Here is a 6,052-nt window from a genome sequence, read left to right as displayed (position 1 = left end):
CATAATGTGCTGAAGGTCTACACCCGTCAGTTGAGCCAACCCGGTGACGGGGCGGGGGGCGGCGCCAAGCCGTCCATCGGAAAGATCAATATCTCCGATGAGGGCAAGCGTCAGGCGGTCATCGACAAGGTGGCGGCGGATATCGTCGAGAGGCTCTCGCGTTTTGAATCGTTGCCGGCCGACGTGCCGTCGGTCCAAACGGGTTCGCCGCCCGCGGGCAGCCGGATGCGGCCGCCGTCGCGGCGGCAGCCGGCCCAGTTCATCTTCAATGTGATCGATGCCAGCAATCAAAAAAAATCCTGCAACCTGCCCGTCGAGGATTCCCGATTTCTCAGCCAGCGCCTGGAAGAGTTGGTGCGGGAAGCGGTTGGCAAGAAAATGACGCCCAGCTCCGGAGGTCTTCAATGAAGGCAGCAGCCAGTGCCGCAGGCGGCGCAGTGGTTCAGATGAGGTCCTATACCCGAAACACGGAAAAGCCCAAACTCGATCGCTTGCCGCTGACCCCCGCAAAACCTGGCGACCGGGAGGGCCCCTCCGTGGTGCGGATCTCGAGCGCCAGCCGAATGGCCGAGCTGGCGCGCTCGGCTGTGCTTTCGGCTCCCGAAATCCGGATCGAAGCCGTCGAACCGCTGCGCACCGCGCTCAATGCCGGGAGCTACCAATTCAGCCCGCAGCGGGTCGCCGAAAAGATGGTGGGGGGTTGGGGCTGAGAATATTTGCCGGCGGTAGGCAAATTTTTCCCGTTAAAGTTTCTTCGATGCGCGCGCTCAGGGTGGTGTCCTCCATAACAGGTTGAAAGTCATACGAAAAAATAAAAAAGGCCGGTTTTAAAAAACCGGCCTTTTTTTTGCTTGTCATCAGAGAAAACCTTTCAGGAGGCCCTTTCATGACCCGAATATGCCCTCTCCAGCCAGGCCTGCCGCCGTCCCAACCCCGGGATTTCAAGGATACCGGGGGCACCGGTTTTCAAGAAACCCTTCAACAGACCCTGCAGGCCCGGCAGAGCCCGCCGCCGGTGCCCACCGGGGCCGGAGCCCTGGGTGAGGTCCGCCCGGCGCAGATGCCCACCATCGAAAACGGCAGCGACGCGCTGGTGGCGGGTACCGGTCGGCTGATTGATCTGTTGGACGCCTATGCCCGGCAACTCGCGGACCCCAACAAAAGCCTGCGGCAGATTGCGCCGCTGGTGGTGGAAATCCAAACCCAGGCTGAGCGCTTGATGGCCGCAGCCGATTCGGAGCCGCACCCGGAACCGGAACTTCAGACCCTTGCAGCCCGTTCGGCGGTGGCCGCCAATGTGGAAGTGATTCGCTTTCAGCGGGGTGATTATGTCTGAGCCGGGAGACCGGCGCGGAGCCCCGTGCGGCTCTGCCGCAGATCCTTACCAGCTGGCGCGAACCTTAATTCCGCGAGCACTTAAGTAAGACTTGATGTCGGCGACGGTGTAGGTGCCGTAGTGGACCATGGAGGCGATCAGGGCGGCGTCGGCCCTGCCGCGGGTCAGGACCTCGCCGATGTGTGCCGGTGTTCCGGCGCCGCCGGAGGCGATCACCGGTATGGTCACATGTTCGGAAATCAGCCGCGTCAGGTTCAATTCGTAGCCTTCGCAGGTGCCGTCGGCGTCGATGGAGTTTAGACAGATCTCGCCGGCACCCAGGGCCTGCGCCCGACGTGCCCAGTCCAGGGCGTCGATCCCCATATAGCTGCGGCCGCCGTTGATGACGATTTCGTAGCCTGAGGGGATGCCGTCCCGCTTGCCGACGTGTTTGACGTCCATTCCCAGGACCACGCACTGGCTGCCGAAGGCCTCGGCCCCCTGAGCGATGATCTCCGGGTTTTTGACGGCCGCCGAGTTGACGCTCACCTTCTCCGCACCCGCCAGCAGGACCGCACGCATGTCCTCAACGGTTCGAATGCCCCCGCCCACCGAGAAGGGAATGAAAATGGTCTCCGCCACTCGCCGGACCACGTCGATCATGATGTCGCGCTTTTCGTGGGAGGCGGTGATGTCGTAAAAGACGATCTCGTCGGCGCCGGCTTCGTAGTAGTGGCGCGCCATCGCCACCGGGTCGCCGATGTCGATATTGTTCTCGAACTTGATGCCCTTGGTGGTCCGGCCCTCGCGGACATCCAGACAGGGAATGATGCGTTTGCTTAGCATGCCTCGACTCTTTTTTTTGGGGGGTGGTTGCCCTGGACGATGGGTTCGGGGCTTCGGCCGCTGATGTCTCCTCGGGCCTGGGCCGGGCGGCGGGGTGTGCCGCCGTCCCGGCGGTATTTTCAGGAGGGCGACCAGCTGCAGAAGTTCTTCAGCATGGTCAACCCCGGCCGGCCGCTTTTTTCCAGATGAAACTGGGTGGCGACCAGGTTTTTGCAGCCGATGACGGAGGCAAAAGTGATCCCGTAGGTGGTCGTCGCCAGAAGGTGCTCGGGGTTCGCGGGATTGGGGTAAAAGCTGTGGACGAAGTAAAATTCGTCCTCCGGCCCGATACCCGCCAGAAGGGGATGCGGCTTCAGCGGGTGGATGCGGTTCCAGCCCATGTGGGGGATTTTGAGTCGGCCGCCGGCGGGAAATTGCGCGTGACGGTCGAAGGCCTCCACTTCACCGTCTATCAGCCCCAGGCAGGCGGTATCGTTCTCCCGGCTGTGGGAAAGAACGATCTGAGTGCCGAGACAGATGCCGAGAATCGGTTTGCCCGCCGCGTAGGCCGCCTTCAGGGCCCGGTCCAGCCCGGACTTGCGGAGGCTCTGCATGGCCGTTCCGGCGGCGCCGACCCCCGGAAAAATAATCCGGTCGGCCGCCGCGATTTGGTCGAGGTGGTTGGTCACCCGGCAGTCCCCCCCGATGTGCGTCACCGCCCGTTGGACACTGGCCAGGTTTCCGGCATCGTAATCAATAATCGTAATCATCAGAATTTGGCCTGGAGCATGAGGGTTACGGTGTTGCCGGGGCGTCCCCGCCGGCCGCGGCCGGGGGCCCCGCCGCAGGGTCGGCGGTGGCTGCCTTGGCCTGCTGCCACAACCGGTCCAACTCGGCGCCGCCCACCGAATCCAGGCTGCGGCCGCTGGCCTTGAGCTGCCCCTCCATCCGGCGAAACCTGCGGCTGAACTTTTCGGTGGCGCTGGTAAGCGCGGTTTCCGGGTGGATCCTGGCAAAACGGGCCACGTTGACCAGCGTAAAAAGCAGGTCGCCAAACTCCAGCGCAACCGCCGCGCGGGTTTCAGCCGGCGCCTGGCCCACCCCCAGGGCCGACTTGAACTCCTCCCACTCCTCCTCGACCTTGTGCATCACCCCGCCAAGATCCTCCCAGTCAAAACCGCTTCCTGCTGCGCGCTCCGAAACCCGGTAGGCCCGCATCAGGGCCGGCAGACCGCTGGGCACCCCGTCCAGGATGGACGCCCGGGGCGACGCATGGGCCTCTTCTTGCTTGATCCGGCGCCACTGTTTGCGAACCTCGCCGCTGTCGGCGGCGGTTGCCTTGCCGAAGACATGGGGGTGGCGGCGGACCATCTTGGCGGTGTTGCCATCGACGACCTCGTCGAGATCGAACTTGCCCTCCTCCTGCAGCAGAGTGGCCAAAAAAACGATCTGGAAGAGAACGTCGCCGAATTCCTCGCAGATCGCCCGGCGGTTGCCGGATGCGATCGCCTCCACCAGTTCGAAGACCTCTTCGATCAGGTATACGCTGAGGGATTCGGTGGTCTGCTTGCGGTCCCAGGGGCAGCCGTTTTCACCCCGCAGGGTGTTCACCAAATGGACCATGGCCGCCAGGCGGCCCCCGGTCGCAGTCTCGTGCGGCGGGTCTAAATGGGGTGGCGCCATGCTTTTTTCATCTCCTCAAGCTTGGTTTGAAACTGCTTTTTCATCTGTGGCGACACCACCCGGGCCATGTTCTCGGCCAGGCTGGCGACATACGGCGAGAGTCGCGAATTTTTGATCAGCGGGGCGCCTTTGGGAAGAAACGCGGTCAGCACGATCAGCAGCACGGCGGTGATCAGGATGCCCTTGCTGAACCCGAAACCGGCGCCGCAGATGCGGTCAAACCACCCCAGGTAGGCGATATTGAGCAGGTATTTGGTCACCACGCCCAGCAGGCTGATCGTGAAAAAGACGGCGCAGAAAATGAGCAGAAAGCTCAGGAGGTTGGTGTAGTCGCGGTGGGCAAGCCAGTCGGTCAAAAAGTCGGCCAGGCTGGCATAATAGGTGTAGGCGGCATAGAAGCCGGCCAGAACCCCGATGATGGACGAGACTTCCTTGATCAGCCCCCGGAAAAGGCCCCGGACCAGGCAAAAAACCACGATGACGATGACGACGGCATCAAACGGGTTCATATCCCCCCTTTGGGTAATATGCTGGCGGCGCTGCAAACCCTTTCATGCGCGGCGCGAGGTGATGGGTTGGGTCGGCCGTCGGAAACCGAGGCGCTGTGGGCTTCGTCAGGTGCGGCCGGTGCCCGGGGCAAGGCGACGGGAGTTGCCTGCGAGGGGCTGGACCTGTTGAAACTAAATGATTAGACTATCAAAATTAAAAAAATTACGTCAAGCCATTTTTCCCGGAGGCCCCATCCCGGGAGAATTGCCGTTTGCAATCGCCAAAAAAGCTGTGTTATGAATCAGCACCTCGCGGGGCATTGGCCGCCGGACCCGCGGTCGGGAGAACCAAGCCATCTATGCAAAAAGACGCGCAGCCCACCCAGGCCAAGCTGATCTTGGACGATAATGAACTGGCCCGGCGGCTCTTTGGCGAACACAACCACAATTTACTGCGAATAGCCGACGCCGTTGGGGTTCGGATTTCCGCCCGGGGAAGCGAGGTGCTGATCGAGGGTGACCCCATCGAGACCGACCTCGCCCGCAACATCCTCAGCCAGCTCTACGGTCTGCTGGAGGAGGGCTACCCGGTCTACCCCAACGATGTGGACTACGCGGTGCGGGCTCTCAGCGGCAACGATCGCGCCCGGCTCAAGGACATCTTCCTCGACACGGTCTACATCACCGCCAAAAAAAGAGCCATCACCCCCAAAAGCCTGTCCCAGAAAAAATATATCGACGCCATCCGCGCTTACGACATCGTTTTCGGGATCGGGCCGGCCGGGACCGGAAAAACCTACCTGGCCATGGCCATGGCGGTCTCGGCCCTGACCAAGAACCAGGTCAACCGAATCATTCTGACCCGTCCGGCGGTGGAAGCCGGCGAGGCCTTGGGTTTTCTGCCCGGGGATTTGGCCGAGAAGGTCGACCCGTATCTGCGGCCCCTCTACGATGCGCTGCACGATATGATGCGCTTTGAAAAGGTGGGCGCCCTCATGCAGCAAGGGGTCATTGAGGTGGCCCCCTTGGCGTTCATGCGCGGCCGGACCTTGAACGATTCCTTCATCATTCTGGACGAGGCCCAGAACACTACTTCGGAGCAGATGAAGATGTTCCTGACCCGCATCGGCTTCAACTCCAAGGCGGTGATCACCGGGGATATCACCCAGATCGATTTGCCTGCCAACCGGGCCTCCGGTCTGGTGGAGGCCAAAAAAATTCTCCGCGATATCGACGGTATCGCGTTTGCGTTCTTCTCCAAGGAAGACGTGGTCCGGCACCGCTTGGTGCAGGATATCATCCGGGCCTACGAGGAGCTTGGCAGCGTCCGGTCCGAAGCGTAAGTTCCTATGAAATACAGCAAAAAAAAAGAAGACTTCATCTCCTTTTTCAAATCCAACACCGCGGTCAGGTGGGGCATCCTGGTGGTCGTGACGGCCCTCTTCATCCTGATGCTCTACCCGAACCTGGTGGTCACCCGGCGCAGCTATGCGGTCGGGGACGTGGCTCAGGGAGACGTCAAGGCCCCCAAGGATTTTTTCATCGAGGACAAGATCGCCACCGAGACCAAGCGGCGCCAGGCGGCGGACAGCATTCTCACGGTCTACGATTTTGACACGGAGCTGGTCGCGCGGCTGAAAGATCGCGTCAACCAGGCCTTCGGTCTCGTGCAGGCCGTTTACCTTACGCCGGCGGTGGCCCCAGCCCCTGACGCCCGGGGAGCCGGTGATCCCCAGGTGCC

Annotated in this window: 9 protein-coding genes; 5 read left to right on the top strand and 4 right to left on the bottom strand. The window is 61.9% G+C overall.

Translation table 11 applies throughout. The features are described from left to right. The 3 genes from LJE63_09820 to LJE63_09810 all read left to right on the top strand — a co-directional run. Positions 1 to 408: hypothetical protein (locus tag LJE63_09820; protein ID MCG6906910.1), on the top strand; the 408-nt coding region annotated here is incomplete at its 5' end. After that, positions 405 to 710 (top strand): flagellar biosynthesis anti-sigma factor FlgM, encoded by a 306-nt coding sequence (locus tag LJE63_09815; protein MCG6906909.1) that lies wholly within the window; start codon positions 405 to 407, stop codon positions 708 to 710. The genes LJE63_09820 and LJE63_09815, both read left to right, overlap by 4 nt. A gap of 176 nt (positions 711 to 886) precedes the next feature. Then, positions 887 to 1,336, top strand: coding sequence for a hypothetical protein (locus LJE63_09810; GenBank protein MCG6906908.1), 450 nt, complete (start codon positions 887 to 889; stop codon positions 1,334 to 1,336). 45 nt (positions 1,337 to 1,381) lie between these two features. Here the strand turns inward: LJE63_09810 and hisF are convergent, their stop codons facing one another. The 4 genes from hisF to LJE63_09790 form a co-directional block, all read right to left on the bottom strand. Further along, positions 1,382 to 2,161 carry an imidazole glycerol phosphate synthase subunit HisF gene (hisF, locus tag LJE63_09805; protein ID MCG6906907.1) on the bottom strand — a complete coding sequence of 260 codons (780 nt, stop codon included), beginning with the start codon at positions 2,159 to 2,161 and terminating at the stop codon, positions 1,382 to 1,384. 119 nt (positions 2,162 to 2,280) lie between these two features. Beyond that, on the bottom strand, positions 2,281 to 2,910 hold the full coding sequence (hisH, locus tag LJE63_09800) for an imidazole glycerol phosphate synthase subunit HisH (protein ID MCG6906906.1): 630 nt from the start codon (positions 2,908 to 2,910) through the stop codon (positions 2,281 to 2,283). A gap of 25 nt (positions 2,911 to 2,935) precedes the next feature. Next, a complete protein-coding gene (gene mazG, locus LJE63_09795) occupies positions 2,936 to 3,823 on the bottom strand; it encodes a nucleoside triphosphate pyrophosphohydrolase (protein MCG6906905.1) in 888 nt (295 codons plus the stop codon). Next, entirely contained in the window at positions 3,805 to 4,332 is a 528-nt protein-coding gene (locus LJE63_09790) for a CvpA family protein (GenBank protein ID MCG6906904.1), read from the bottom strand. The genes mazG and LJE63_09790 overlap by 19 nt, the downstream gene beginning before the upstream one ends. A 338-nt stretch (positions 4,333 to 4,670) precedes the next feature. On the opposite strand from LJE63_09790, the gene LJE63_09785 reads away from it, so the two are divergent. Further along, positions 4,671 to 5,654, top strand: a complete 984-nt coding sequence (locus LJE63_09785; protein ID MCG6906903.1) for a PhoH family protein — start codon at positions 4,671 to 4,673, stop codon at positions 5,652 to 5,654. Between the two features lie 6 nt (positions 5,655 to 5,660). Then, positions 5,661 to 6,052: hypothetical protein (locus LJE63_09780; GenBank protein ID MCG6906902.1), on the top strand; the 392-nt coding region annotated here is incomplete at its 3' end.

The sequence above is a fragment of the Desulfobacteraceae bacterium genome, assembly GCA_022340425.1.
Classification (GTDB): domain Bacteria; phylum Desulfobacterota; class Desulfobacteria; order Desulfobacterales; family JAABRJ01; genus JAABRJ01.
The sequence above is the reverse complement of the archived record's forward strand: the minus strand, read 5'-3'. Positions and strand labels throughout refer to the sequence as shown.

Bases quoted from the DNA above. Each gene is read 5' to 3' on its own strand.
- hisF (MCG6906907.1), bottom strand. From the start codon at position 2,161: ATGCTAAGCAAACGCATCATTCCCTGTCTGGATGTCCGCGAGGGCCGG.
- LJE63_09785 (MCG6906903.1), top strand. From the start codon at position 4,671: ATGCAAAAAGACGCGCAGCCCACCCAGGCCAAGCTGATCTTGGACGAT.
- hisH (MCG6906906.1), bottom strand. From the start codon at position 2,910: ATGATTACGATTATTGATTACGATGCCGGAAACCTGGCCAGTGTCCAA.
- LJE63_09815 (MCG6906909.1), top strand. From the start codon at position 405: ATGAAGGCAGCAGCCAGTGCCGCAGGCGGCGCAGTGGTTCAGATGAGG.
- LJE63_09790 (MCG6906904.1), bottom strand. From the start codon at position 4,332: ATGAACCCGTTTGATGCCGTCGTCATCGTCATCGTGGTTTTTTGCCTG.
- LJE63_09810 (MCG6906908.1), top strand. From the start codon at position 887: ATGACCCGAATATGCCCTCTCCAGCCAGGCCTGCCGCCGTCCCAACCC.
- mazG (MCG6906905.1), bottom strand. From the start codon at position 3,823: ATGGCGCCACCCCATTTAGACCCGCCGCACGAGACTGCGACCGGGGGC.